The sequence below is a fragment of the Rhodopila sp. genome (assembly GCF_035548235.1).
Classification (GTDB): domain Bacteria; phylum Pseudomonadota; class Alphaproteobacteria; order Acetobacterales; family Acetobacteraceae; genus Rhodopila.
Genome location: NZ_DASZTJ010000087.1, coordinates 1 through 21848 on the forward strand (window position 1 = coordinate 1; position 21848 = coordinate 21848).

The following is a 21848-nucleotide window of genomic DNA, read 5'->3' on the forward strand; positions in this document are numbered from 1 at the left end:
CCAGCCACCCATCAGCAGGGCGAACGGGCCATGCTCAAGCCCCCTATTACTGGCCCTGAGACCGAAGAACAGCAGCACCGCGCCCACGAGCGGGAATTCTGGGAACGGCAAATCCGGGTAGCGAAACGGCTTAATTTCATAACTGCTGGAGGCGCTATTGTCGCTCTCGTCGGTCTGGTTTTTGTTTATTGGGGCATAGTTGATGCGGACAATGCCACCATTGAAGCTAACAGGGCTTGGGTGGGTATATACCGAGCGGATCACGGCCCGCTCACCGTCACACAACCCATGTCTATCCTGCTGACTCTCGTCAATACCGGACGAGAACCTGCCTTGCGTGGGAATTGGAATTTCAAAATTTACTCGATCAAACATATTCCGCTGTCGAATGAAACCTTTGTTGCCAATTCGCCATTGCCCCGAAACAAAGCATGTGATGGTCTGCGCCTCTTCCCTACTGGAGAGGGAACCGCGATTTGGCATACATTGTTCCATAATCCCGCGCCGGGGAATGAAAATGACCCCAAAATTGGCGCCGCTTACATTCCACTCCAGAGCGATAGCGACGCACAGGGAGACATTGACGCCGCGCTCAACGGAAGCAAATCCCTTATACTCGATATCTGCTTTGTCTACTGGACTGGCGACCAACAACGGCAAACATCTGCCCGTTTTTTGCTCCGAGACCAAGGCGGAACGCCCCCATCCAAATGGGGCTTCAACGAAATTGCAACTTCCGCCGACTAAGGTTGCTACCGCCACCAGCGCCCACCGGCGCGGATTGAGCGGATGATATGTGGGGATCGGGGCGCCGCTCATGCCACAAATCCGTGGTGGCGGCTGCTGCATAATACCGCATTTCGCCGCCGTAAGCCGCCAAACCTGCGAAATGGCCTTTTGCCCACCCATCGGCTTCGTGCCGGGCACGGGTTCATGCCTCGGCGCTAACGGTGGGCCCATCCTATCGGCGATTGGTCAATCATGAGGATCCGCGGAGACATATCGCGAGCATTGCCGCTGATTCCGATGGGCGACTCTGTCCGCCGCTCGTGGTGTCGCGGCGCCTGGGTGATGCTGCCCTGCGGTCTTACAGATGCTTTGCGGTCCGCGTGCGCCTAGGCGGGCGGCAATGCAGTGAAAGGGTCGAGCACCGGCACGTTCAGCGGTGCAAAATGCCGGACGTTGCGCGACAGAATGGTCAGCCCGTGGCATTGCGCGGTCGCAGCAATGACGATGTCGCTGAATCCGGGCGCATGACCCTGGCTGCGTGCCCGATCCGAAAGGGCACCGGCAATGCGGGACGCCGCCGTATCGAACGCCAGGATACGGTCGCCATAGAGATGCAGCACAGCCTCCAGCCAGGCCGCCGCATCGGCACGTCTGCGCGTGGCCCCCTCGCGCCGCAACTTGGCGATGCCGTCCTCGATCTCCGCCACCGTCACGGCCGAGAGAAACAGCGACGCCGAGTGCGTATCCATCCAATCGACCAACCCGGCTGGAGCGAGCCGCGACGGTGCGCCAACCGAGATGACGTTCGTATCGACGAGATACACCGGCGGTCAGAAGCCGGCGTCACGCAGCGGCGTGCGATCACGTTCCGGCAGATCGTCCGGCACAATGGGGGTGGACATCAACAGCCGACCGAACGCACCTCTGCTCTCATGGGGCCGTCGACAATGTCGCGTCTACGGTTGCAAGCCCGGCGCGACCCGGCTGATGGTGGGAGATCACAACCCGTCGCAGCTTGGCCGAACGACGACCGGGACGGGCCATGAGTTCATGGGGCTGGCGGCCCCCACGCAGCGATCGCTTTCGTCCAGCGTTGGGGGCCAAGACCCATCTGCCGGACCGCTCGCAGTTCGGGCATCCTCCTACGGACATCTTGGCACGCGCGTGGCGCCGCGTCACCCCCGATACCATACAACTGTCTGACAGACTTCCAAAAATGTCGCTCCGGCCGTCCGCTCAACGCTGGGTCCGAAAACTTGCAATAGAGCCTTGCCAGGCTTGCACCTAGCCCCGCACCGAAACACAGCGCATACCACCTATGCCGCGAGAAGATGCGCGCACAATGGGAGATAACGGACGAAACGATGAGTGAAACGATAACCGCGACCGAAGCCCAGGCGACGAAAGCCATATTCCGCCGGCTGGTTCCATTCCTGATGCTGTGTTACTTCATCGCCTATGTCGACCGCGTGAATGTCGGCTTCGCGGCGCTCACCATGAACCGGGACCTGGGCTTCAGCTCGACCGTCTTCGGCACCGGCGCCGGCATCTTCTTCCTGGGTTATTTCATCTTCGAAATCCCCAGCAACCTCGCCGTCGCCCGGTTCGGCGCCGGACGCTGGATGATGCGCATCATGCTGACCTGGGGGATCATCGCCGCCGCCATGGCCTTCGTGACCGGCGTCAAAAGCTTCTACGCAATGCGCTTCGCGCTGGGCCTCGCGGAAGCCGGGTTCTTTCCCGGTATCCTGTTCTACCTGACCCTGTGGTTCCCCAACAGCTACCGCGGCAAGATCATCGGCTGGTTCATGGCCGCCATCCCGATCTCCACCATCGTCGGCGCGCCGGTATCCGGGCTGATCCTGGGCCTCGACGGCACGCTCGGTTTCCGCGGGTGGCAGTGGCTCTATATCCTCGAAGGCCTGCCCGCCGTGATCCTGGCCATCCTGGTGCCGTTCGTCCTGACCGACTCCCCGGAACGCGCCCGATGGCTGTCCCCCAACGCCCGCACCTGGCTGATCGCCCGCCTGGCGCAGGAACGCAAGGAGCGGGAGGCGATCGAGCACTTCTCGATCGGGAAAGCCCTGGTCGATCCGCGCGTGCTGCTGCTGAGCCTGGTCTATTTCGGGGCGATCGCCTGCACCTTCGGCCTTGGCTTCTGGCTGCCGCAGATCATCAAGGGCATGGGGCTGACCAATACCCAGACCGGCTTCGTCACGGCGATCCCGTATCTGTTCGGCATGCTGGGCATGCTGACCATCGGCCGCCGGTCCGACCGGGTTGGCGAACGCCGCTTCCATTGCGCGTTCGGCCTGGTCGTCGGCGCGGCCGGCCTGATCGCCTCCACGCTCGTCACCGGCCATGTCGCGACGATGGTCGCCTTCTCCGTGGCGGCCTTCGGCTTCCTGGGCAGCCAGCCCGTCTTCTGGGCGATTCCGTCATCGCTGCTGACAGGCGCGGCGGCGGCGGGGGGCCTGGCGCTGATCAACGCGGTGGGCGGCCTGGCCGGGTTCCTTGGACCGTTCGTGGTCGGCGCCATCAAGGACGCCACCGGCAGCTATAGCTGGGGGATGGTCGCGATCGCCGCCTGCGCCGTCGTCGCCGCCGTGATCGTCGTCGCGCTGGGCGAAAGCAGGGCAGCAACCGCGCCGGCCGCCATGAGCCGTCAATCCGTTTAGGGCATCCCCAACTTCCTCACGCGATTGGACCATCACGACATGCCAGATACGAATGTAACGACATCCGCCCGCATCGACCCGGTCCGCGCCCGCGTCTCCGATGCGGAGTGGCAGGCTCGGTTGGACTGCGCCGCGACCTATCGCCTGCTGGCGCTGTTCGGCATGACCGACCTTGTCTACAACCACGTCACGGTGCGCATCCCCGGCGAGGCCGAACACCTGCTGATCAACCCGTACGGGTGGATGTATGAGGAGATCACGGCGTCCAGCCTGATCACCATCGATATCGAAGGCAACACGATCTTCAATCCGCACCCCGACCTTGGCATCAACGCGGCCGGCTACGTCATCCACAGCGCGGTCCACGCCGCCCGGCCCGATGTCGGATGCGTGATCCACACGCACACAAGGGCCGGCATGGCCGTTTCGACCATGAAATGCGGCCTGCTGCCGCTGACCCAGACCGCGATGCGCTGCATGCCGGTCGCGTATCATGATTTCGAAGGACCCGCGCTGAACCTGGATGAGCGGGCGCGGCTGGTGAAGGACCTTGGTTCCGCGTGCAGCATGATCCTGCGCAATCATGGATTGCTGACCGCGTCACCGACGGCGGCAGAGGCCTTCAACCAGATGTATTCGCTGGAAATGGCCTGCAAGGCGCAGGTCGACGCCATGGCGGCCAATACCGAACTGACCCAGCCGTCCGAGGATGTCGTCGCGCATTCGGTTCATCTGTATCAACCGACGACGCGACGGCCCTTCGGGCTGCTGGAATGGCCGGCAATGCTGCGCTACCTCGACCGGCGCGATCCAAGCTGGCGGGAATAGAGGGCGCTCGAGCGCCCTTTACCCTCGGCCAAACGCCGGCCGCTTCGGATCATAGGTCCAACCCGGCACCAGGTACTGCATCGCGATCGCGTCGTCGCGCATGCCGCCGCCGATCTTCTTGTAGACCTCGTTGGCGGCGCGCAGGGCGTCCATGTCGATCTCGATGCCCAGGCCGGGCTTGTCGGGCACCGCCACATCGCCGCCGACGATCTGCAGCGGTTCCTTGGTCAGCCGCTCATTGCCTTCCTGCCAGATCCAATGCGTGTCGATCGCCGTGATGTTGCCCGGCGCCGCCGCCGCGCAATGGGTGAACATCGCAAGCGACACATCGAAATGGTTGTTGGAATGCGAGCCCCAGGTCAGGCCGAACGCGTCACATAGCTGGGCGACGCGGACCGATCCGCTCATGGTCCAGAAATGCGGGTCGGCGAGCGGAATGTCCACCGCCTGCAACGACAGCGAATGCCCAAGCTGCCGCCAATCGGTGGCGACCATGTTGGTGGCGGTGGGAATGCCGGTGGCGCGCTTGAACTCCGCCATCACCTCGCGGCCGGAATAGCCGTTTTCCGGCCCGCACGGGTCTTCCGCATAGGCCATGGCGTGACCATGGGCCTTGCCGAGTTCGATGGCCTCGGCCAGGTGCCAGGCGCCGTTGGGATCCAGCGTGACGCGGCCCTCGGGGAAGCGCTTCTTCAGCGCCAGGACCGCCTGCATCTCCTGCTCGCCGGGCATCACGCCGCCCTTCAGCTTGTAGTCGGAAAAGCCATAGCGCTCGGTTGCCGCCTCGGCCTGGCGCACGATGGTTTCCGGCGTGACGGCCTCCTGGCACCGCACATGCTCCCATGCGTGGTTCGAGCCGCGGGGCGCCGGATACGGCAGATCGGTCTTCGTGCGGTCGCCGACATAGAACAGATAGGCCAGCATCTTCGCAGCGTCACGCTGCTGGCCGCCGCCCAGCAGGGCGCAGACCGGCACGCCGAGATACTGCCCGAGCAGGTCGAGCAGCGCGGCCTCGACCGCCGCCAGCACGTTGTCGACGCGCAGGTTGATCTCATGCGGCTGCGCCAGGACGCGCTTCTCGGCGTCCGAGGCCGCCTGGTGCACGATCGCCTGCCGCCCGCCCTGTCGTCCGCCCTGTCGTCCGCCCTGGGCGCCGGGCAGCGAGGCCCGGACGGCGTTCAGGATCGCGTTGTAGTCCCCGATCGGCTGGCCGACGACCAACGGGATGCTGCGTTCCAGCGTACGCAGGATGCTTTCGCCGCCGGGAACTTCGCCGAGGCCCGTATGGCCGGCACTGTCCTTCATCACCACGATGGTGCGGGTGAAGAACGGGCCATGCGCGCCGCACAGGTTCAGCAGCATGCAGTCCTGCCCGGCGACGGGCACGACCAGCATCTCGGTGACTTTTGGGGTTTGCGCCAAAGAGGGGATTGCCAGAGGGGGGATTTCCTGGGTCATGGTTCTTAGGCCCTTAGTTCCATACGTTCGATCCGGCCGACGATCAGCAGATAGCTCGCGGCCGCCACCACGGCGTTGGCCGCCACGAACACCAGCGCGCCGTTGAAGGAGCCGGTGGTCTGGATGATATAGCCGATGATGATCGGCGTGGTGATCGAGGAGACGTTGCCGCAGGCGTTGAACACGCCGCCGGCAAGCCCCGTGATCTCCCGCGGTGCCGCGTCGGACATCACCGCCCAGCCCAGCGCGCCGACGCCCTTGCCGAAGAAGGCCAGCGCCATCAGCGCCACGACCAGCCATTGCTGGTCGGTGTAGTTGCAGATGATCATGGCGACGGCCGTGAGCATGCCCAGCACGATCGGCGTCTTGCGCGCGGCCGACAGCGAGAAGCCGCGTTTCAGCATCCAGTCGGAGACGATGCCGCCCAGGATGCCGCCGAGGAACCCGCAGATCGCCGGCAGGGAGGCGACGAACCCCGCCTTCAGGATCGACATGCCGCGCGCCTGCACCAGGTACACCGGGAACCAGGTGATGAAGAAATAGGTCAGCGCATTGATGCAGAACTGGCCGAGGAAAATCCCGACCATCATCCGGTTTTGGAACAATTGGACGATATGGTCCCAGCGTGCCGTCTGGCCTTTGGCGACCGGTTCATCGATGTTCACCAGGCCGCCGCCGGCGGCGATGTAGTCGACCTCCGCCCGGTTGATCATCGGGTGTTCCGGCGGATTGTAGATCGTCTTCAACCATAGCGCGGTCAGCAGCAGCCCGATGCCGCCCATCACCCCGAAGACCCAGGGCCAGCCGAACATCGTGGTGATCCAGCCCATCAGCGGGGCGAAGATCACGGTGGCGAAATACTGCGCCGAGTTGAAGATCGCGGACGCGGTTGCTCGTTCCTGCTTGGGGAACCAGGCAGCGACGATGCGGCTGTTGCCAGGGAAGGACGGCGCCTCGGCCACGCCCAGCAGCAGCCGCAGGCCGAACAGCACGGTCATCGCCGCCGCGCCGGTGAGGAAGATGACGAAACCCTGCGCCATGGTCATCAGCGACCACAGCCCCAGGCCGAACGCATAGACGACCTTGGAACCATAGCGGTCCAGCAGCCAGCCACCCGGCAACTGCGCGATCACGTAGGACCAGCCGAATGCCGAGAAGATGAAGCCCATCTGGACATGGTCCAGTCCCAGATCCTTCGACACCACCGGTCCCGCGATGCCCAACGTCGCTCGGTCGGCATAGTTGACGGCGGTGACGGCGAACAGCATCGCGACGACCAGCCAGCGGACGCGAGTCTTGTTCTCCCCCGCCGCCGCGGTGGTGGTGAAAGCCTGGGACAAGTGGTTTCCTTTCAGATGAGTTTACAGCGGCCGCGGATCAATCATACTCGTAACCGTAGATCTCCGGCAGGATGAACACCGCAGCCAACAGCCCGATCAGCGGGAAGATCGCCACGAACAGGGTCGCATTCGCCTGTCCGATCGCCGAGAACAGCGTCGGGAACAGAAAGATCGCCAGGAACGAAGGCAGCTTCACGAACATATACGCGAACCCGCTGGCCGTGCCGCGATATTCCGGCTTCGCCACCACCGTCGGGATCGTCATGCAGTTCGACGCGTCCCAGTAATGGCCCCACAGCATGATCGCCGCCGCCACGGGCAGCAGTATCTTGTGGTCGGTATAGAGCGCCCACGCCGCCAGCAGCAGGGCCACGAACACGATCGCGAACCCGGCGATCGCGATCCCGCGCTGCCCGACCTTCGGCGTGATCTGCGGTCCCACCCAACCCGAGATCGCCGCGATGACATACAGCGCCATGGTAACCAGGTTGTTGCCCAGGATCGTCGACACGCCCACCATGGTGAACAGCACCGGGATATAGAACGCGAAGGTCGAGAACTCGGTGGCCTGCGCGAAACAGGCGATCCAGCCGTACAGCGTGGCGCGCCAGCGGATCGGGTCCTTGCGGATATCTGCCAGGAACGCGGCCGAACTGGGCTTCGTCACCACCACGTCCTGGTCCGGCAGCATGTCCAGCGAGTCGTTGTACATCGACTTGGCGACCTGCTTGGCTTCGCGGAAGCGGCCGTTGCGGATCAGCCAGACCGCCGTCTCGGGCAAATCGTGACGCATCACCAGGATGATGAACGCCGGCAGCGCGCCCAGGCCCAGCGTCACCCGCCAGACCCATTCGTGGTCCATGTTGATGATCAGGAACACGGCGATGACCGCCAACGTCAGCACTTCGCCAACCGCGAACATGAACTGCCAGCGGTTGCCCATGACTTCGCGCTCGCCTTTCGGCATCGACTCCATGATGTAGGTATAGCCGTTGGAGATGTCGCTCCCCAGCGGGATGCCCAGGACCAGGCGGATGACGACCAGCCACTCGACGCTGGTGACGAAGGCCTGCACCAGCGCCATGATGATGAACATCACCATCGTTGCCAGGAACATGATGCGCCGGCCGATCTTGTCGGACAGCCACCCGCCGATCAGCGCCCCCACCAGCGCGCCGCCCTGCGTGCCCGCCGCCGCCAGTCCCAGCAGCAATGGGTCCGGATGATACTGATCACGGATGAAGATCAGCACGAACGCGATCGAATAGAGGTCCCACGCCTCCACCAGGATCGACGACATCATCAGCCAGCCGATCCGGTTGCCCTTGGGATTGTAGTTGGAGATCAGATAGCGGACGGCGCTATCCATCACCGATTGCTGCGACATCGATGCCGACACGTTCCTGTCTCCTCAGAGCGCCAGTTGAACCTTCATCGCCTTCGACCGGTCGCCCGCCAGTTCGAACGCGCGCACCGCATCCTTCAAGGGTATCACGTCGGTCAGCAGCGGCCGCACATCGATCGCGCCCGAAGCGATGAAGCCGACAGCCCAGGCGAACTCGACATCGAAGCGGAACGTGCCGCGCAGGGTGATCTCCTTCGCCACGACCGCGTTCAGCGGCACCGGAGTCTCCGCCCCGCCGATCCCCACCTGCACCAGCGTCGCGCCCGGGCGCAGCACCGGAACGGCCGAGGCGATGGCCGCCCCGCTGCCCGACGCCTCGAACGCCACGTCGAAGAAGCCTTTGTTGGCACTGAAACGATCCAGCGCCGAAGCGTCGGTGCGGACATTGATCGCGTGATCCGCCCCGACGCGCTTGACCACGGCCAGCGGTGCGTCCGCGAGGTCGGTGGCGACGATCTCCCTGGCGCCGGCATGGCGCGCGACCATGACGCAGAGCGCACCGATCGGGCCGGAACCGGTGACCAGCACGCGCTTGCCCATCAGCGGCCCGGCCTGGACCCCGGCATGCAGACAGACGGACAGCGGTTCCGCGAACGCCGCGCGTTCCAATCCCAGGTCAGCGGGAACCGGCACGGCCTGCGCCTCGGTGCAGACCATGATCTGACGGAACGCGCCCTGCACGTGCGGGAAGCGCATGGCGCTGCCGTAGAAGCGCATGTCCAGGCAGTGACGCGGCTTGCCCTCCAGGCAGTATTCGCAATGGCCGCACGGCAGGCTGGGGTCCAGCGCGACATGATCGCCGGGCTTCACCCGCGTCACCGCCGAACCGACCGCATCGACCACGCCGGCGATCTCGTGCCCCGGTACCAGCGGTTCCCGGATGCGCACCGTGCCGAAGCCGCCATCCTGGTAATAATGCAGGTCCGATCCGCAGATGCCACCGTTCCGGATGCGCACCTGCACGTCGTGGGGACCCATCGTCGGCACCTCGGCCTCCTCGATACGGAGGTCGCGGGGCGCGTGGATCACGGCAGCTTTCATGACCGTCTCCTTTCAGTAGCCGAACGCTCTCGGCAGGGCGGTACTGATGGCAGGAACGAAGGCGATGAGCAAAAGGCAAATAAACAGCAATCCCAGGTATTTCAGGATCGGCCACACCGTCTCCTCCAGACGCACCCCGCCGATCAGGCAGGCGCCATAGAGCCCAAGGCCCAACGGCGGAGCGAACAGCCCGATCCCCATGCCGATCACCAGGATCACGCCGTAATGCAGCGGATCGACATGCAGCATGCGCGCGACCGGCATCAGCAGCGGGCCGAAGATGATCAGCGCCGCCGCGCCCTCCAGCATCGAGCCCATGACGATCAGGATCACGATCGACAGCAGCAGGAACACCCAGGCGCCATGCTGCGCCGACAGGCTGACCAGGGCTTCGGCGATCAGATGCGGCACTTGTTGCAGGGTCAGGACGTACGCGAGGCTTTGCGCCGCGGCGACGATGAACAGCACCATGCCGGAACGGACGGCGGCATGGCGGAACACGCGGCAGGCGCCGCGCCAGTCCATATCGCGGAACAACAGCGCACCGACAACCAGGGCATAGACCACGGCGAAGGCCGAGATCTCGGTCGCGGTGGCGAAGCCTGAACGGTAGCCGCCGAAGATCAGGGCGATCAGGCCGAACGCGGCCAGGCCGCTGACGACCAGGCTCGACACGCTCTCGGTCGCGTCGCCCAGCACCGCGTCCCGCGCCGTGCGCCGGCCGATCAGGATCGAGGCGATGATCAGCGCCGCCGCCATCAGCCCCGACGGCAGCAGCCCGGCCATGAACAGCCCGCCGATCGACAGGTTGGCGACGAAACCCAGGATGATCAGGTTGACGCAAGGCGGGATCGTTTCGGCCATGACGGCGGAGGCGGCCAGCAGCGCCACCGCTTCCCCCGGCTTCTGCCCGGATTTGCGCGCCGCCGGCACCAGCACCGATCCGACGGCGGCGATGTCGGCCATCTTCGAGCCGGAGATGCCGGAGAAGATGACCATGCTGAGCACCATCACCACGTCCAACCCGCCGCGCAGCCGCCCCGCGCCGCGTTGCAGCAGCGAGATCAGGCGCACGGACATGCCGTTGGCTTCCATCAGGTAGCCGACCAGGATGAAGAACGGCACCGCCAGCAGCACGAAATTGTCGATGCCGCGGGCCATCTGCTGGGCGAAGAACTCGCCGGGCAGCATGTCGCCGCACCAGATGAAGACCAGCGTCGTGAACGCCAGGACGAAGGCGATCGGCACGCCGCCCGCCAGCGCCAGCACGAAGGCCGTGCCCATCAGCAGACCGGTGGGCAAAGCGTCCGGCCACAGGCTGGACACCAGCAGCCAGGCCCCAACGGCCGCCGCCACGATCACCAGGGCCATAACGACGTCGCCCCAGGCATGTCGCGTCAGGCCGTCGAAGGCGAACAGCGTCATCGCGCCGGCGGCGAAGCAAAGCGGCAGGAAGAAAATTTCCTGCGGCATCCCCGCGCCGACCGTCTGCCCGGCCGTATCCTGCAACAACACGTAGGTGTTCCAGCACAGGCTCGCGGCGACGACCGCCACCACCACCGAGACCAGGGCATCGACCCGCCCCCGCCAGACCGGGCGCAGCCGATCGACGAAGAAGGTGACGCCGGCGTTCTCGCCATGCGCCAACGCCCCTGCCGCCCCCAGGAACGTCAGCCCGAGCAGCAGCGCTCGGGCGACGTCGTCGCTCCAGACCATGGGGGCGTCGAAGAAGTAGCGGCCGAGGACCGACCAGATGACGACGCCCAGATCGGCGACCAGCAGCAGCGCGGCAATGGTTTCAATCGCAAACAGCAGGACCCGGACGAAAGCGCCCCACGTCCCCGAACGGCGTTCCACCATGCTCGCGACGGTCATGTCAGGCGGATTCGGTCTGGTGGATCGCGTCCAGCAGGTCCTTCGCGCCCGGCGTCTTGGTGGCGAACGCCGCCCACATCGGCTTGACCCGGCTGCGGAACGCCTCGCGATCGCAGCCCTCGACAGTCACGCCCAAGGATTTGAGCTGCGTGACCGCATCGGCCTCGATGGCGGCGGCGCGCTGGAAGTGCTCGTCTGTCGCTTCCGTTACCGCGGCGATCACGCCGTCGCGTTGGGCAGCGGGCAGCTTCTGCAGCGTACGGTCGCTGATGAACGCGCCGAACGGCGTGTGGATGTGTTCGGTCAGGGTGAAATACTTGGCGGCCTCATAGAACTTGGCGGACAGGATGGTCGGCGCGTCATGCTCCAGCCCGTCGATCACACCGGCCTGCAGGCCCGTGTAGATCTCCCCGAACGCCATCGGCGTGGCGGCCGCGCCCATCAGCCGCACCGTTTCGGTGATGACGGGATTGGGCAGGCTGCGGATCTTCTTGCCCGCCAGGTCGGCCGGCTCCTTGAAGGAGAACTTGGTCAGGAAGTTGCGCGCGCCCAGATTGCGGCCCCAGGACGGGAAATGCGCGCCGCCCTTGGCGACCAGTTGCCTCTCCAGCGCCGCGGCCGCCGGGGTCCGCGCCACCCGGCGCATGTGGTCGAAGTCCTTGAAGACATAGCCGAGGTCGAGCGTGCCGAACTCCGGCACCACGTTGGTCCAGATCGAGGTGCCGACCAGCATCATGTCGACGACGCCCAGCTTCACCTGGCTCAGCAGGTCCGCTTCCTGGCCCAACTGGTTGTCCGGGAAGAACTGCGTGACGACCTGCCCGTTGGTGTGCGCCTTCAGTTTCGGCAGGAACAGGTCGTACCAGATGCGGGCGGTGGAGAATTTCGGATCGTTCGGAAACGAGGTCGCGACCTTCAGCGTGGTGGCGGCCTTGGCGTGCCCGATCAAGGCCGGCGCCACGACGGCCGCCCCCAGCAGGTGACGGCGAGAGACGGATCGTTTCATTAGACGTTTTCCCTTTCGATCAGAGCACCGAGATCATGCCGCCATCGACATAGATCATCTGCCCGCTGACATAATCGGATGCCGAGGAGGCCAGGAAGATCGTGGTGCCGATCAGCTCCTCGGGTTTGCCCCAGCGCCGCGCCGGCACACGGCCGACCACCCAGGCATTGAAGGCTTCGTCGTTCACCAGCGCCTGGTTCATATCGGTCAGCATGTAGCCCGGACCGATCGTGTTGGCCTGGATGTTGTGCACGGCCCATTCGGCGGTCATGGTGCGTGTCAACATCTTGATGCCGCCCTTCGCCGCCGTGTACGGCGCGACCGTTGCGCGGGCGGCATCGCACATCAGGGAGCCGATATTGATGATCTTGCCGCGCTTGCGCGGGATCATCCGCTTCGCCGCCTCCCGCGCGATGACGAAGGCGCTGGTCAGGTTGATCTCGATGACGCGGCGCCAGTCGGCGCTGTCCAGCTCGACGATCGGCTTGCGATATTGCACGCCCGCATTGTTGACCAGGATGTCGACCGCGACGCCCTGCGCATCCAGCGCCCGAAATGCGGCAACGATCGCGTCCTCGTCGGTGACGTCGAACGGCGCCTCATGTGCTGTATGACCCGCGGCACGCAGCGCGGCCGCCGCTTGCGCCACCCCGTCGGGGTTGCTGCCGTTCAGCACGATCGCCGCACCCGCCGCCGCCAGTCCTTCGGCCATCGCTCGTCCGAGCCCGCGGGAGGAGCCGGTGACCAGCGCGGTGCGGCCGGTCAAGTCGAACAGTTTCGTGGACATCAGACCTCCGAACGGCGGACTTTCAGATCGGGCCGGTCGAACACCGCCGGCTGCAACTCGGTGCCCAGGCCCGGACCGTGCATCGGCAGGACGTAGCCGTCCCGGATCACCGGCATGACCGTCACCAACTCCTTGTACCAGCCGGTGTAGAAGGCTCGCACGCTCTCCTGGACCAGCGTGTTGGGCTGGCTGAACGACGCGTGGATGCCGGCGATGAACCCGACCGGCCCGACGCAGTCATGCGGCGCGAAGGGCCGATGATAAGTCTCGGCCATGGAGGCGATCTTGCGTCCCTCGGTCAAGCCGCCGGTCCAGCACAGATCGGCCATCACCACGCTCATGGCGTCGCGGTCGAGCATGTCCTTGTACGGGAAGCGCGAGCCCAGCGTCTCGCTGGCGGTGATCCAGACATTGGTGGAGCGGGCCAGTTCCCCCAGGGCCTGGGGCGAGTTCATCCGGATCGGGTCCTCGTACCAGGTGGGATTGTACGGCTCCAGCCATTTCGCGAGCTTCTTGGCCATCGGCAGGTTCCACAGGCAGTGGAACTCCACCATGATCTCCATCCTGTCGCCAACCGCCTTGCGGATCTTCTCGAACGGCTCGATCGCCTTCTTGAGCTGTTCGGCGGTGATGTGGACGCCTTCGTTCTCCAGCGCCGGCGGGTCGAAGGGCCAGATCTTCATTGCGGTGATGCCTTGCGCCAGCAGGCTTTCCGCCACCGCGTCGGCGCGGGTCATGAACCCGTTCAGGTCTTCATACGGACCGGCCGATTCGTCGAAGTTCCAGGTGGAAACGGGCTTGATGTTTTGCGACCGGACATAGCCGTAGCCGGCGCAGGTATTGTAGATGCGCTGGCGGTCACGGCACAGCCCGCCCAGCATCTGGTGCACCGGCTGTCCGCACACTTTCCCGAACGCGTCCCACAGCGCGATGTCGATCGCCGAGGCCGCACGATACTCCACCCCCGTCGAGGACTGCGCCATCGGGAGGTTCAGCATCTCCCGGTGCAGCGCCTCGATGCGCAACGGATCGCGGCCCAGCAGGCGGCCGGACAGCGTGTCATGGATGTGGGATTCGACCGCGCCGGCGCCGTAGAAGGTTTCACCCAGACCGATCACGCCGGCATCGGTATGCACCCGGACCCACAGGACGTTCGAGAATTCCTCGGTCCGCAGCGTTTCGATCGCGGTGATCTTCACCGGCGTTCCTCCTGTCCTTCAGCGGCCCTTTCAGGGCGCTGGGTGCGCCTCATAAATCCTACTGTAAAATATCACAATATACCTTGGGTCACTTTTTCTACCGATCGGTCTCCTTTAGCATGCGTCCCTGGGTAGGAAGCAGGGACCATCATGGGCCGGAATGCCAAGGACCGGAATGCCAAGGATGAGCCGCGGGCGCCGGCCGCGCCGCGCACGCACCGGGTGAACCTGGCGGACCAGGCCTATGACCAGGCCGAGGAATTGATCGTCACCTGCGTCCTGCGCCCCGGCCAGTACCTGTCGATCCAGGACTTGCAGACCATGATCGGCAGCGGGCGCACGCCGGCGCACCAAGCGGTCAGCCGGCTGGCCTCCGACACGCTGATCCAGGTGCGCCCGCGCCACGGGCTGCAGGTCCCGCCGATCGACCTTGCCCGCGAGCGGGTGCTGCTGCCGCTGCGCCGGGACATGGAGCGGTTCGTCGTCCGCCTGGCGACCACCCGCTCCGGCCCCGCGCACCGGACCCAGATGCGCCACATCGCCCGGACCCTGCGGGAGCGGCGGGACGGCATGACGATCGGCGCCTTCAACCAGTTGGACCGTCGCATCGACGCGCTGCTGGCGGCGGCGTCGGGGGAGAAATTCGTCGAAACGACCCTGCGCCCGCTGCATACGATCTTCCGCCGCGTCGGCTGGATCTACCATAGCTGGGTGCGGCCGGAGGAAGGGCTGGACGGCACGATCGACTGCCACCTGGCGATCCTGGATGCCGTCGCGGCAGGGGAAATCCGGCAGGCAGTCACCGCCTCCGACGCGCTGATCGGCTTCAGCGGCGGGATGCTGGACGTGATCGAGGCCGAGATCGACCCGGCCCTGCTGGACTGCAACCTGGCGCCCCTCGCGGCGGATTAGGTCCCTTTCGCGTCGATCAGCGCTGCCACCCGCCGCAGCCCCAGCAGATAGCCCTGCGTCCCGCACCCGGCGATCACCCCGTCCGCGCGCAGCGATACGAAGGAGCGGTGACGGAATTCCTCGCGCTTGTGGACGTTGGAGATGTGCACCTCGATCACCGGATGGTCGAACGTGTTCAACGCGTCCAGGATCGCCACCGAGGTATGGGTGAACGCCGCCGGATTGATGACGATGCCGCCGGCCGTCTCCCGCGCCTCATGGATCCACTCGATGATCTCGTATTCGCGGTTGGACTGATGGAAGCGGATGTCCAGCCGCAACTCCGTCGCCAGGACGCGGCAGTCGCGCTCGACATCGGCCAGCGTCTCGTGGCCGTAGATGTGCGGCTGGCGCTTGCCGAGGAGGTTGAGGTTCGGGCCATTCAGCACATAGACGAGGCGGCTCATCGGACAGCTCCGGTTCTGGGATAGCGCCCGATCGGGGGCGCGTGCCGCCAGGATAGCCGGATTCGCGACAACCAAGAACGACCCTTGCGGAGCCGGGGCAGTTGGGGCTAGACACTCGCCTCCGGTTCGGGGCGCGTAGCTCAGCGGGAGAGCACTGCCTTGACATGGCAGGGGTCACAGGTTCAATCCCTGTCGCGCCCACCACCCGGCCGCTCCACGACATTTCGCACGCAGTCAGCCATCCGGCGTCGGCGGAAGCACGTCCAGGATGAAGTTGCCGAACAGCGTCATTTCGGGGCTGGTCTCGGCGTAACGCTCGATCGCCGCCAGGACCTTGCGGACGGTTTCGCCGTCCGGCGGCGGCCGGTCCGGCAGGCCCGGCAGGCGCGCGACGATCGCGGGAGCGGCGTCCCGCGCGGCTTGGCGGAATGCGGCCCCCTTTTCCAGCGTCGCCGGCGCGGCCAGGCGCGGCGCCAGCGCGTCCGCCAGCCAGGCCAGCACCGACGGGAAATGCGCGATCTGACGATACAAGGCCGGGATGAACGGCTCGCCGTCGACCTCGGTCGCGAACCGCATCAGCACCGCGCGCCGGTCGCCCGGCAAGGCGTCCGGCGCCACGTTCCCCGGCATAGGCGGCAGGGGGTCCGGCGGTGTCCAATCCGCCGGCATCGGTTCGCCGCCGCCCACCGCTGCACCGGTCAACAACAAGGACAGGCAAGCCCCGGTGACCAGGTTCACCGGGGAAACACGGACGAAATTCGCCGCGATGTTGCGGATCGCCGCCAGGCCGGCCGCATCGAGGCCCCAGCGGCGGCACGTCGCGGGCGCCACCGGCACTGCTGCGTCCAGGCGGACGGTCCGCGCCAGCCGCCAGCCGGTCTCGGGCACGACGCCGCTGGCCATGGCCGGGCGCAGCGCGTCCCATGCCCATTCCAGCACGCCGGGCAGCGTCGCCAGGTAGCGCTGCAAGGACGACACGTAGGGCACGCCCGAGAAGCGCCTGATCTCGGCATAGATCTCCGCGATACGGCCGGTGGCGTCGGATTCGTGAAGTTCAGGGAGCATGACAGTTCGATGCTAGTGCGCCCCGAAGCCGGGCGTAAACCTTGCCGAGGCAGTCCGGCCGCCGCACAGTGCCCTGTCTGTTTACCCATGGGAGGAAGACGTGATCTACGAATTGCGCATCTATGAAGCCGTGCCGGGCCGGCTGCCGGATCTCAACAACCGCTTCGCCACCATCACCCTGAAGATCTGGGAAAAGCACGGCATCAAGCAGGCCGGCTTCTGGACGACGCTGATCGGCGAGTCGAACATGACGCTGTACTACATGCTGGCCTGGGAATCGCTGGCGGAGCGCGAAACGAAATGGAACGCGTTCCAGGCCGACCCGGAATGGCACGCCGCGCGCGCCAAGACCGAAGCCAACGGACCGATCGTGGCGAAGGTCACGAACTACATGTTGGCCCCGACGCCGTATTCTTCGGTGAAGTGATGTCGGACGATGCCGGCCCAGTGCCTGCGCGCTGGCCGGCATCGTCTCCGCCGGCATGCCGGGTCCGCGCACACTGACAGGTCGTTGCACATGCGGCGCCGTGGCGTATGCGGCGCCCGACGCGTTCGAATACGCCATGAACTGCCACTGCTCCCAATGCCGGCGCGCGACCGGGGCCGCGTTCAAGCCCTTTGCCGGCATCCGGCGGCGGGACTTTCGAATCACCCAGGGCGAATCATCGATCTTCCTCTTCGGCAGCCAGGACGGGCCGCACGACGCACGATGCTCGGTCTGCGGTTCCCTGCTCTATTCGGTGGTACGTGAAGGCGCTTATGTCCACGTGCCGATGGGCACCCTGGTCGACGAACCGTCCATCCGTCCGTCGATCCACATCTTCGTCGGATCCAAAGCGCCCTGGTACGCGATCACCGACACCCTGCCGCAGTTCGAGACGTTTCCCGAACGCTGACGCAGGGCCGGCCCCTCATTTCGCTGGCAACGAAACCGCGAGCCACATCTGCTTCTGTGCCCGCTCGACCAGTACGGCCGAATAGGGATCCTTTTGCCCTGCCCGCTGGTTCATGAGATCGGTCGCCTGTTCCGGCGTGGTGATCGCGACATGCTGCACCTTCACGATGGTGTCGCCCGGCCGGATGCCGCTGTCGGCGGCCGTGCCGTTCGGATCGACCGACGCAACGACAACCGTCGACGGCCCCTCCGCGCTCGGCCGCGATGACAGCGTCAGCCCCAGCGGACGATCCGGCCGCATCGTCACCGGCATCGGTGACTCCGGCCACTCGTGGATCTTCACCTTCACGGAATGGACCTGGCCGCCGCGATTGACCCCCAGTTCCACCTCGCTGCCGACCGGCGACCAGGCCGCTTTCCGCGCCAGTTCGCGCGGATCGCTGATCGGCTGGCCGTTGAAGGAGACGATGACGTCGCCCGATTGGATCAAGCCGTTCAACATCGTCCCTTTCGGGTCGTTAACGGCCGAGACCAGCGCGCCGCGCAAATCGGGCGCACCGAGCGCCTGCTTCAGCGGCCAGGTGACGGCCTGCGTGGTGATCGGCAGCATGCCGCAGTCGATCTTGCCGGTGTGGATCAGGCGATCGAAGACAAACTTCAGGTCGTTGGAGGGGATCGAGAAGGCGAGGCCGGCAAACCCTGTCCCCGGCGCGATGATCACGCTGTTCATGCCGACCACCTGGCCCCTCATGTTGAACAGGGGGCCGCCCGAATTGCCATGGTTGATCGCCGCGTCCGTCTGGAAATAGTCGTCGAACGGGCTTTCCATGATGTCGCGGTTCACCGCGCTGATGATCCCGTTGGTCACCGTATTGTCGAACCCGAACGGGCTGCCGATCGCGATGACCGGATCGCCGACATGCATGGCATCGCTGTCGCCGAACGGCACGGTCGGCAGCGGGCGGCCCGCGTTGATCTTCAGCAGGGCCATGTCCGCCCTGGACGTCATGCCGACGATCCGCGCGGGGAACCGCTCGCCCTTGGTATCGATGACGGTGATGGCGAGCGCGTTTTCCACCACGTGCTTGTTGGTGGCGATATAGCCTGACGGATCGATGATGAAGCCGGAGCCGATCGCGAACATCTGGCTCTCCGCCTCGTCCGCGGCGCGCGCCATGGACGGGTTCGACGCCACCTGCTGATTGCCTGACGGACCCGGCGTCGGCGTCTGGGAGACGGCGATACGCACCACCGCCGGCGACACCTTCGCGACGACGGCCGCGAAAGGATCCAGCGGGGCGGAGATCGTTTGCGCGCCGGCCGGCGCATCGAGCGGTCCGGCGACCGCCAGGAACGGCAGGATCGCGATTGCCAGCAGCCGCGTTGTCTGACGCATGGAACTTTCCTCGTTGAAACCCAACTCGGTGAAAAGCGGGCCCATGATGCCAAGCCGCGAACCAAGCCACGGACGGCCGGAACATGCCCGGCCGTCCGTGGGCGGATCGGCAGGTCAGTGCTTGTAGGCCTGGCTTCCGGGGCCGACAATCGTCGGACTCTCGCCATCGGTCTTCTGCCTGTAGGCCTGGCTTCCGGGGCCGACGACGGTCGGGCTTTCCCCATCGCTTTGCTGCTTATAGGCCTTGCTGCCAGGTCCGACCTGGGTGGGCGCCTCGCCGTCGGTGTGCTGCTTCGCGGGGGCCGCTTGGGCAAGCGCAGGGACGAACGCCGGGACCATCGCAAGCCCCAGGGCAAACGCCGTCGCCGACATCAATAGCTTCATCCGCTTCGTTCCGGTTCCGTTGACCGGTGGGTACGCCACAGACATGATTCGATGCTCCGCTCGATGTTGCTCAGGACAGCCTCATGTGGCGCTGTCGTGCATGGAGACTGCGGGGCCGCTCCGGTTATTCCTGGGGCTTGGGCTTAAAACCCTGTCATCTCATCGTAACGATGGCGTCGCGGGACTGATCCGTCCGTTGACATAGTCGGCGACGGGACCGGTCAGCTTCATCCCGCGCAGTTCGTGGATCGGGACCAGCCGCGCGCCGACGATTTCCCGGTTGTCCAGATGCAGCCTCGGCAGATGGTCCAGATGCAGGGCGAACAGGAACACCCGGTCGCGCCGTCCTTCCCATCGCCCGCGTGTTTCGCCCGCCAGGGGCAGCGGCGCCGCCAGGATCAGGCCGATCTCTTCCATCAACTCCCGCCGCGCGGCGGCTTCGGGGGTTTCGCCGGGGCGCACGCCGCCGCCTGGAAAGGTCCAGGCCTGGCGGTAGGAAGAGCGCAGCAGCAGCACCGAAGGGCCGACATGGATCGCCACCAGCGCCCCGTCGTGATGCGACGGCCACAGGCGCCACCAGATGCGCGCGACCGGGTAGCCCAGCCGGAACACCGCGCGCCAAGCCGCGTCGACATACGCCTGTCTATTGCCGCGCCCCTTGTTCCGCATGCCGCATCATAGCGCGTCCCGGTCCGCCCGACAGCCGGGAACGTCCGGGGAAGCGACCTATCGACTCCCACCCCCGAGCCATGTTGCATTGCCGCGCGAACCAGGAGCCCACCCGCATGCCCACGATCGACGCCGACCGTTTGCTGAAAGACCTCTACGCGGTCCGCGAGATCGGCAAGTACAAGACCGGCGTCCATCGCCCCACCTACTCCGCGGACGACGTGAAGGCACGCCACTGGCTGGCCGAGCGGTTCGCCGACGCAGGGCTGGAGGCGTCGATCGACGGGATCGGGAATGTCTATGGCCGCGACCCGCGCCCCGGCCGCAAGCTGCTGACCGGCAGCCATATCGAGACGCAGAACCATGCCGGCTGGCTCGACGGCATCCTGGGCCTGATCTACGGGCTGGAGACCGCCCGCACGCTGAAGACCGGCATCGACGTCGCCGCCTTCGCCGACGAGGAAGGGCATTTCGCCTCGTTCGTCGGCAGCCGCTCTTTCTGCGGCCTGCTGACGGAGCAGGAGATGGATGTCTGCGCCAACCGCGAGACCGGCCAGCCCCTGCGCGATGCGCTGCGCCAGGCCGGCTTCTCCGGTCGGCCGCGCCAGCAGGTCGATGTCGCGCGCTATCGCGGCTATATGGAAGCGCATATCGAGCAGGGCGCGGACCTCGAGGACCATCATCTGCGCATCGGCGTCGTCACGGGCATCGTCGGCAGCAAGCGCTACCGCATCGCGTTCCAGGGTCAGCAGAACCACGCGGGCACCACGCGCATGGCAGTGCGCAAGGACGCCGGCATGGCGCTGGTGAAGTTCCTCGCCGCCGTCTACGAGACCTTCCCGAAGATCGCCAATCCGCGAACCGTCTGGACGGCGGGCGACATCAAGCTCGATCCGGGGGCGCCCAGCATCGTGCCCGGCAAGGCGGAGCTGATCTTCCAATGGCGCGACACCGACCAGGCGACGCTGGACCGGATGGACGAAGCGTTCCACGGCCTGCTGGCCGAAGCCAACAAAGGCCCCTGCACCGCGACCATCGCCTATAGCGGCCTGACCGTGCCGGCGATCATGGACCCGACCCTCCAGGCCGCCATCGCCGAGTCGGCGCGGAAACACGCACCCGGCCTGGCCCAGGCGATGCCCTCGGGCGCCGGGCACGACGCGCAGATCTTGTCGCAGGTGCTGCCGTCTTCGATGTTGTTCGTTCCCTCGATCGGCGGAATCAGCCATCATTGGACCGAGAACACGCGCGATGAGGACATCGTGCTGGGCTGCCAGGTGTTTGCGGACGCCGCCGAGTCGGTCCTGGCGACGGTCTGAGGCGGACCGGGAAGCGGCGTTACCCGCCGTTTCCCTTTGATACGCGGCCCTTACGGGGCCCTGAACCTCCGGCGCTTGCGCCTGGGGCGGGTGGGTGCTACCTCGCCGCACTTTCCATGAGGATGCCGTATGGCTTCGACCTATGAGACCGTGGCGGGAATCATCGCCGACACTTGCGATATCGAACCGGAGAAGATCACCCCGGACAGCCATGCCATCAACGATCTGGGCATCGACAGCCTGGACTTCCTGGACGTCGCCTTCGCCATCGACAAGGCTTTCGGCATCAAGATGCCGCTGGAGCAATGGACCCAGGAAGTGAACGAAGGCAAGGTCAGCACGGACGAATATTTCGTCCTGAAGAACCTGTGCGCCAACATCGACAAGCTGGTCGCCGCCAAGGCGGCCTGAGCCAA

The 21848-nt window shown here is 65.7% G+C and carries 22 protein-coding genes and 1 tRNA gene; 8 read left to right on the top strand and 15 right to left on the bottom strand.

Annotation, left to right across the window (positions count from 1 at the left end; genetic code table 11):
* A partial coding sequence (locus VHB27_RS07030) for a hypothetical protein (RefSeq protein WP_325598629.1) occupies nucleotides 1-819 on the bottom strand: 819 nt, incomplete at its 3' end.
* 296 nt (nucleotides 820-1115) lie between these two features.
* Nucleotides 1116-1553 carry a type II toxin-antitoxin system VapC family toxin gene (locus VHB27_RS07035; RefSeq protein ID WP_325598631.1) on the bottom strand — a complete coding sequence of 146 codons (438 nt, stop codon included), beginning with the start codon at nucleotides 1551-1553 and terminating at the stop codon, nucleotides 1116-1118.
* Nucleotides 1554-2093: 540 nt separating this feature from the next.
* Between VHB27_RS07035 and VHB27_RS07040 the strand changes: the two genes are divergently transcribed.
* Both VHB27_RS07040 and VHB27_RS07045 read left to right on the top strand, forming a co-directional pair.
* Nucleotides 2094-3407 carry an MFS transporter gene (locus tag VHB27_RS07040; protein ID WP_325598633.1) on the top strand — a complete coding sequence of 438 codons (1314 nt, stop codon included), beginning with the start codon at nucleotides 2094-2096 and terminating at the stop codon, nucleotides 3405-3407.
* Nucleotides 3408-3446: 39 nt separating this feature from the next.
* Entirely contained in the window at nucleotides 3447-4235 is a 789-nt protein-coding gene (locus tag VHB27_RS07045; protein WP_325598635.1) for a class II aldolase/adducin family protein, read from the top strand.
* Between the two features lie 18 nt (nucleotides 4236-4253).
* Here the strand turns inward: VHB27_RS07045 and VHB27_RS07050 are convergent, their stop codons facing one another.
* From VHB27_RS07050 to VHB27_RS07085, 8 genes are all read right to left on the bottom strand, one after another.
* Entirely contained in the window at nucleotides 4254-5693 is a 1440-nt protein-coding gene (locus tag VHB27_RS07050) for an enolase C-terminal domain-like protein (protein ID WP_325598636.1), read from the bottom strand.
* A 5-nt stretch (nucleotides 5694-5698) separates the two neighbouring features.
* Nucleotides 5699-6961 (bottom strand): MFS transporter, encoded by a 1263-nt coding sequence (locus VHB27_RS07055; RefSeq protein WP_349255668.1) that lies wholly within the window; start codon nucleotides 6959-6961, stop codon nucleotides 5699-5701.
* A gap of 109 nt (nucleotides 6962-7070) precedes the next feature.
* Nucleotides 7071-8432, bottom strand: a complete 1362-nt coding sequence (locus tag VHB27_RS07060; protein WP_325598639.1) for an MFS transporter — start codon at nucleotides 8430-8432, stop codon at nucleotides 7071-7073.
* 12 nt (nucleotides 8433-8444) lie between these two features.
* Complete coding sequence (locus VHB27_RS07065; RefSeq protein WP_325598641.1) at nucleotides 8445-9479, bottom strand: L-idonate 5-dehydrogenase; 1035 nt, start codon at nucleotides 9477-9479, stop codon at nucleotides 8445-8447.
* Between the two features lie 12 nt (nucleotides 9480-9491).
* Nucleotides 9492-11354, bottom strand: coding sequence for a TRAP transporter large permease subunit (locus VHB27_RS07070; protein WP_325598643.1), 1863 nt, complete (start codon nucleotides 11352-11354; stop codon nucleotides 9492-9494).
* 1 nt (nucleotide 11355) lies between these two features.
* Nucleotides 11356-12360, bottom strand: coding sequence for a TRAP transporter substrate-binding protein (locus VHB27_RS07075; protein ID WP_325598645.1), 1005 nt, complete (start codon nucleotides 12358-12360; stop codon nucleotides 11356-11358).
* 19 nt (nucleotides 12361-12379) lie between these two features.
* Entirely contained in the window at nucleotides 12380-13147 is a 768-nt protein-coding gene (locus VHB27_RS07080; RefSeq protein ID WP_325598647.1) for an SDR family oxidoreductase, read from the bottom strand.
* Nucleotides 13147-14346 (bottom strand): mandelate racemase/muconate lactonizing enzyme family protein, encoded by a 1200-nt coding sequence (locus tag VHB27_RS07085; protein WP_325598650.1) that lies wholly within the window; start codon nucleotides 14344-14346, stop codon nucleotides 13147-13149. The genes VHB27_RS07080 and VHB27_RS07085 overlap by 1 nt, the downstream gene beginning before the upstream one ends.
* A gap of 150 nt (nucleotides 14347-14496) precedes the next feature.
* Here VHB27_RS07085 and VHB27_RS07090 point away from each other — a divergent pair, with 150 nt between their 5' ends.
* The gene (locus VHB27_RS07090; protein WP_325598652.1) at nucleotides 14497-15258 is read left to right on the top strand and encodes a GntR family transcriptional regulator; all 762 of its coding nucleotides are present in this window, start codon (nucleotides 14497-14499) and stop codon (nucleotides 15256-15258) included.
* On the opposite strand, the gene aroQ is transcribed toward VHB27_RS07090, so the two are convergent.
* Nucleotides 15255-15704, bottom strand: a complete 450-nt coding sequence (aroQ, locus tag VHB27_RS07095; protein ID WP_325598654.1) for a type II 3-dehydroquinate dehydratase — start codon at nucleotides 15702-15704, stop codon at nucleotides 15255-15257. The two genes, VHB27_RS07090 and aroQ, sit on opposite strands and share 4 nt — an antisense overlap.
* Before the next feature lie 129 nt (nucleotides 15705-15833).
* Here aroQ and VHB27_RS07100 point away from each other — a divergent pair.
* A tRNA-Val gene (locus VHB27_RS07100) sits at nucleotides 15834-15908 on the top strand.
* A gap of 30 nt (nucleotides 15909-15938) precedes the next feature.
* Here the strand turns inward: VHB27_RS07100 and VHB27_RS07105 are convergent.
* Complete coding sequence (locus VHB27_RS07105; RefSeq protein WP_325598657.1) at nucleotides 15939-16769, bottom strand: hypothetical protein; 831 nt, start codon at nucleotides 16767-16769, stop codon at nucleotides 15939-15941.
* A 100-nt stretch (nucleotides 16770-16869) separates the two neighbouring features.
* Here VHB27_RS07105 and VHB27_RS07110 point away from each other — a divergent pair, with 100 nt between their 5' ends.
* Together VHB27_RS07110 and VHB27_RS07115 are read left to right on the top strand one after the other, a co-directional pair.
* On the top strand, nucleotides 16870-17196 hold the full coding sequence (locus VHB27_RS07110; RefSeq protein ID WP_325598659.1) for an NIPSNAP family protein: 327 nt from the start codon (nucleotides 16870-16872) through the stop codon (nucleotides 17194-17196).
* Between the two features lie 100 nt (nucleotides 17197-17296).
* Entirely contained in the window at nucleotides 17297-17665 is a 369-nt protein-coding gene (locus tag VHB27_RS07115) for a GFA family protein (RefSeq protein ID WP_325598661.1), read from the top strand.
* A 15-nt stretch (nucleotides 17666-17680) separates the two neighbouring features.
* Here VHB27_RS07115 and VHB27_RS07120 read toward each other — a convergent pair whose 3' ends face one another.
* The 3 genes from VHB27_RS07120 to VHB27_RS07130 all read right to left on the bottom strand — a co-directional run bounded on the left by VHB27_RS07120 (nucleotide 17681) and on the right by VHB27_RS07130 (nucleotide 20113).
* Nucleotides 17681-19060: a trypsin-like peptidase domain-containing protein gene (locus VHB27_RS07120; protein WP_325598663.1), complete on the bottom strand. Its 1380-nt coding sequence runs from the start codon at nucleotides 19058-19060 to the stop codon at nucleotides 17681-17683.
* Nucleotides 19061-19174: 114 nt separating this feature from the next.
* On the bottom strand, nucleotides 19175-19444 hold the full coding sequence (locus VHB27_RS07125) for a hypothetical protein (protein WP_325598665.1): 270 nt from the start codon (nucleotides 19442-19444) through the stop codon (nucleotides 19175-19177).
* 159 nt (nucleotides 19445-19603) lie between these two features.
* Entirely contained in the window at nucleotides 19604-20113 is a 510-nt protein-coding gene (locus VHB27_RS07130) for an NUDIX domain-containing protein (RefSeq protein WP_325598667.1), read from the bottom strand.
* A 116-nt stretch (nucleotides 20114-20229) separates the two neighbouring features.
* Between VHB27_RS07130 and VHB27_RS07135 the strand changes: the two genes are divergently transcribed.
* Complete coding sequence (locus VHB27_RS07135) at nucleotides 20230-21432, top strand: hydantoinase/carbamoylase family amidase (RefSeq protein WP_325598669.1); 1203 nt, start codon at nucleotides 20230-20232, stop codon at nucleotides 21430-21432.
* Nucleotides 21433-21561: 129 nt separating this feature from the next.
* Complete coding sequence (locus VHB27_RS07140; protein ID WP_325598670.1) at nucleotides 21562-21843, top strand: acyl carrier protein; 282 nt, start codon at nucleotides 21562-21564, stop codon at nucleotides 21841-21843.
* Nucleotides 21844-21848 lie beyond the last annotated feature (5 nt).

Coding starts and splice junctions, on each gene's coding strand:
- VHB27_RS07040 (WP_325598633.1), top strand. CDS start 2,094: ATGAGTGAAACGATAACCGCGACCGAAGCCCAGGCGACGAAAGCCATA.
- VHB27_RS07045 (WP_325598635.1), top strand. CDS start 3,447: ATGCCAGATACGAATGTAACGACATCCGCCCGCATCGACCCGGTCCGC.
- VHB27_RS07050 (WP_325598636.1), bottom strand. CDS start 5,693: ATGACCCAGGAAATCCCCCCTCTGGCAATCCCCTCTTTGGCGCAAACC.
- VHB27_RS07055 (WP_349255668.1), bottom strand. CDS start 6,961: ATGCTGTTCGCCGTCACCGCCGTCAACTATGCCGACCGAGCGACGTTG.
- VHB27_RS07065 (WP_325598641.1), bottom strand. CDS start 9,479: ATGAAAGCTGCCGTGATCCACGCGCCCCGCGACCTCCGTATCGAGGAG.
- VHB27_RS07070 (WP_325598643.1), bottom strand. CDS start 11,354: ATGACCGTCGCGAGCATGGTGGAACGCCGTTCGGGGACGTGGGGCGCT.
- VHB27_RS07075 (WP_325598645.1), bottom strand. CDS start 12,360: ATGAAACGATCCGTCTCTCGCCGTCACCTGCTGGGGGCGGCCGTCGTG.
- VHB27_RS07080 (WP_325598647.1), bottom strand. CDS start 13,147: ATGTCCACGAAACTGTTCGACTTGACCGGCCGCACCGCGCTGGTCACC.
- VHB27_RS07090 (WP_325598652.1), top strand. CDS start 14,497: ATGGGCCGGAATGCCAAGGACCGGAATGCCAAGGATGAGCCGCGGGCG.
- aroQ (WP_325598654.1), bottom strand. CDS start 15,704: ATGAGCCGCCTCGTCTATGTGCTGAATGGCCCGAACCTCAACCTCCTC.
- VHB27_RS07105 (WP_325598657.1), bottom strand. CDS start 16,769: ATGCTCCCTGAACTTCACGAATCCGACGCCACCGGCCGTATCGCGGAG.
- VHB27_RS07120 (WP_325598663.1), bottom strand. CDS start 19,060: ATGCGTCAGACAACGCGGCTGCTGGCAATCGCGATCCTGCCGTTCCTG.
- VHB27_RS07125 (WP_325598665.1), bottom strand. CDS start 19,444: ATGAAGCTATTGATGTCGGCGACGGCGTTTGCCCTGGGGCTTGCGATG.
- VHB27_RS07130 (WP_325598667.1), bottom strand. CDS start 20,113: ATGCGGAACAAGGGGCGCGGCAATAGACAGGCGTATGTCGACGCGGCT.
- VHB27_RS07135 (WP_325598669.1), top strand. CDS start 20,230: ATGCCCACGATCGACGCCGACCGTTTGCTGAAAGACCTCTACGCGGTC.
- VHB27_RS07140 (WP_325598670.1), top strand. CDS start 21,562: ATGGCTTCGACCTATGAGACCGTGGCGGGAATCATCGCCGACACTTGC.